The following is a 3,565-nucleotide window of genomic DNA, read 5'->3' as shown; positions in this document are numbered from 1 at the left end:
GTAAGGATAACTAGGAATTATGAATTGTAAAGTAGCGCTTGAAGCTAACCATTGGATAGAAAAAAATAAGCACAACATAACAATCGCGATAGTGACAAATTTGGAACCTGGCCCACAAGAAAAGTTTAAGAATAAAGGTTTAAGGTTAAGTGAGCGCTATTTTTCACATAGAGTTATTTCTCAGTTTATTACAGGGTTTCGAAAGCTTGGTATATATACAACAGTTTTCTCCAACGAGTCAGAATTTATTTCTAGTCTAGCCTCAGGACTTTACCCTAAAAATAGCTCTAAATATAATTTTGTTTATAATTTGACGGAGTCAGGTATTGGAGCAGGCGGTGTTTCTTTAATTTCGGCCGTTAGTCGTTTTTATGGGTTGTACTGTTGTAATTCAGACCCACACTCCAGCACTATGGGTAGACATAAATATCATTCTTATTGCGTACTCAGTAAAAACAATATCGACATACCTGAAAGTTGGTGGTATTTCGGTGATAATAAGTGGTGTTCTGATTCCCACCCACCGAATGGGACTGTAATTATCGCAAAGTCGAGTTATGAATCCTGTAGTATAGGTATTAATGATAGCTCAGTCTTCACATACCAAGGTGATAATAGCAGCTTAGATAAAGTCATTAATTGTATTGAGCAACCTGTTTTTGTGCAACAGTATATTTCAGGAATGGAGCTATCAGTACCTGTAATAGTTGGTAAATCTGCGAAGTCTCTTGAGCCAGTTTTAAATAAAATAAGTAAGTCCAACAATGAAAACTTTTTATTAACTGAAAGAATGGTGTTTGACACTAAAAAATTATATAAAATAAAAGCAGAAAATATTGACAACTACACCATTATGAAAATGAAAGATGCAGCAGAGAGAGCCACCATTGCTCTCGGCTTCAAAGGAATATGTAGAATTGATTTTAAGCTATGTATAGATGGGAGAGCATTTGTAATAGATGTCGGGGCAGTTCCTGTTTTATACAAGGGAAGTTCTGTTCAAATAGCGTCATCTTGGATGAATATTAGCTTTACTGACATCCTCTCTATAATGCTTTTTTGCAGCAAAACTCGTTAGATATCTATCCAAGAGTGGATTCCTGACAACATCAATCGACGTCCCCAAAAAGACCATGATGGGCCCAAAAAGCCGTGAGAATTAATTGGTGTTAGATCCCACTCTTCAATATTGTGTATGCTAGTATCACTATTGGCTTTACCTTGTAGAAAAGGCATTCTGTATGTCTCCACTCCTACTCCCTCGGGGTCTACTTCCTGGGTCAGTGATTGAATTTTTTCATAACTTATTTGTGTATTTCTATTTGCGAATTGTGATAATGTGAATAAGTTCGAGCCAATTAAATACCTAAAGAAAACTTCAAAGTCAGGTATTTCATTTACCCTTTTCCAGCACGCCTCAAGAAGCTTAAATGATATCTCTAATTCATTTGAATACGCTGCATAAATAGACATGTTTGAACTAGATATTAAGTTATCATATTCAGCTCTTGGGCTTTCGACAATTTTTCTTTGCGCTTTTAAACACTCTTTAGGCGTCATAGTTTTATTTATAAAACATGAGAGAAGAAAATTATTCTCAATATACTCAGGCCTTTGTATAAGGTACTCTTTATAAAAAGCTCCAGCTTTTAGCTCTCTTGCTGTTTCCTCTGCTTCCTGAACACGATTTAAGTATATTAGTGAAGCTATAAGATTATTACTAGTTCTGTAGTATTCTTGTGGGTATTTTGGTAAGACTCCTGGAGTCCCACCTTGCCAATAATTTCTAGCTTGCTTCAGCTTAGCTATAGCAACTTCTGTGGGGTATAGCTGCTCACACTTTCGATACATTATGTTGAGTAAGTTTATACCGAACTCTTGATTACTGTAGTCTTTTTCAATTTTTTCTATAAGAGTACCCTCTAATGCAAGTGCTTCTTCTGAAAGCCCTTGGTGAGCTAAAAGATATATATTCAATAAGCTGATTCTTGCCTTTAATTCAAATTCATCAGTTACTTTACATGCTAAACTATTAACTATTGAAAATGCTTTAGAACGAGTATGCTTTATCTTAATAAGGGCTAAAGATAGAGCAAGTAAATAATCTCTTTCGAAGCAAAGAAGATGAGAATTATGAACGTCAATTTCTTCAAGATGCCCTCTCATTCTTGGAAATTCACCATTATGATATAGTTCAATAGCTTTAGCTAAAAGAAAGTATAATGAAAGCTTTTCTTGTGATAAAATTTTATTAGGAAGTAATTTATAATCTACAGATGTATTACTTCTAAGGATTTTAAGCCACTCCATTATCCATAAATCCTCAGCCTCACTTTTTTTCCCAGCAAGCTCTAGGTGAGTAGCTCTTCCACCATAATCTGCTGGGTTTATGGCCCTTAAACATTCAGAAAACTTTAAGTGCAAATCTTTTGAATTAAAAACCTGAATGCTACTAAAATAATTATGTATACAACTATGTGAAAATTCTATTTTACCTTTATTACGGTTTAAAAGTAACATTTTCTCAGCTTTTCTTATGCAAAAACTGGTGTCTTTGATCAAGTTAGCTGCTAGGCACAATAGCTCCTTGTAATTAAGTGACTCACCGATTGTTGCTGCACACTTTAGTGTTAAGTTAACTTCAGATTCTGAAGTTGGATTTTCATTTACAAACTGACTTTCCACAACTATTTTTGCTAGATCAATGTTGTTTTCCGCGGTGAGTATAAAGTCTATATTCTCTTCTTTTTTATTCATATAAGAAACCACTTCATTAAGTAGTTTTAAATGCCCTGATGTCAGTCCGTGAAGCTTTTTATAATTTTCCTCGCGGAGCTCTTTTTTGAATCCTAGAATGCGCAGTACCTCAGGCACCTCACTAACGGTACAGTACCTAGTACGCCATTTATTATCAGCTTGCGCTTTAATAGACTCAATCACAGGGTTTATTTCGTTTGACGTCGTTGAAATGAAAATAAACCTAGCATTTTTAAAAAAATCAAGTCCGCTGTAAATTTCAAAGTTCTTTTTTATCTTTTTTATTAACGTTAAGGAAGAGTCGTCCAAGTGTTGTGAGTCGTCAATTATAATTATGAACTTATTGCTGTTTACTCGATTTTTTATTTCATGAATAATAGATGCTTCGGTGTCTGTTATCTGAAACTTTGAATCTTCTATATACCTATCTATCTTACTCTTAGAGTATTCATCATATATTTTATTAATAATCCCTGATGAGCCAATAAGCTTTTCTGCGATTCTTAGCCCCTCTTTTGCTCCTGTTTCAATATGAGGAGATAAGCTTTGGAAATCATTAAGCTTCCTCAAAGCTTCATATGCTGTACCTCGTTGATTTTCCTCGCATCTAGAAAATAAAGCTTTTCCTCCAAAACGCTTCCACCCTTCTATAATTGCAAAAGCGATGTTAGTTTTTCCAGTCCCTGTCGGACCACTTATATGAGCAGCTTTTGCACCATCTTCATATAGCCATTTCAAAGCTTCTTCAATAATATGATCATGCTTCATAAAAGAGGAAATACTTTTCATAATTCCTAGTTATCCTTAC

2 protein-coding genes are annotated in these 3,565 nt (G+C 34.6%); one reads left to right on the top strand and one right to left on the bottom strand.

Going from position 1 to position 3,565, the window contains the following annotated elements:
- The first annotated feature begins 19 nt into the window (after window positions 1–19).
- Window positions 20–1,078 carry a hypothetical protein gene (locus tag L1271_RS24465; RefSeq protein ID WP_235369031.1) on the top strand — a complete coding sequence of 353 codons (1,059 nt, stop codon included), beginning with the start codon at window positions 20–22 and terminating at the stop codon, window positions 1,076–1,078.
- Here L1271_RS24465 and L1271_RS24460 read toward each other — a convergent pair.
- Window positions 1,075–3,546, bottom strand: coding sequence for an ATP-binding protein (locus L1271_RS24460; RefSeq protein WP_235369030.1), 2,472 nt, complete (start codon window positions 3,544–3,546; stop codon window positions 1,075–1,077). The two genes, L1271_RS24465 and L1271_RS24460, sit on opposite strands and share 4 nt — an antisense overlap.
- Window positions 3,547–3,565: the final 19 nt, after the last annotated feature.

It is taken from the genome of Pseudoalteromonas sp. OF5H-5 (genome assembly GCF_021530695.1).
Classification (GTDB): domain Bacteria; phylum Pseudomonadota; class Gammaproteobacteria; order Enterobacterales; family Alteromonadaceae; genus Pseudoalteromonas.
This window is presented reverse-complemented; position numbering and strand designations above follow the sequence as displayed.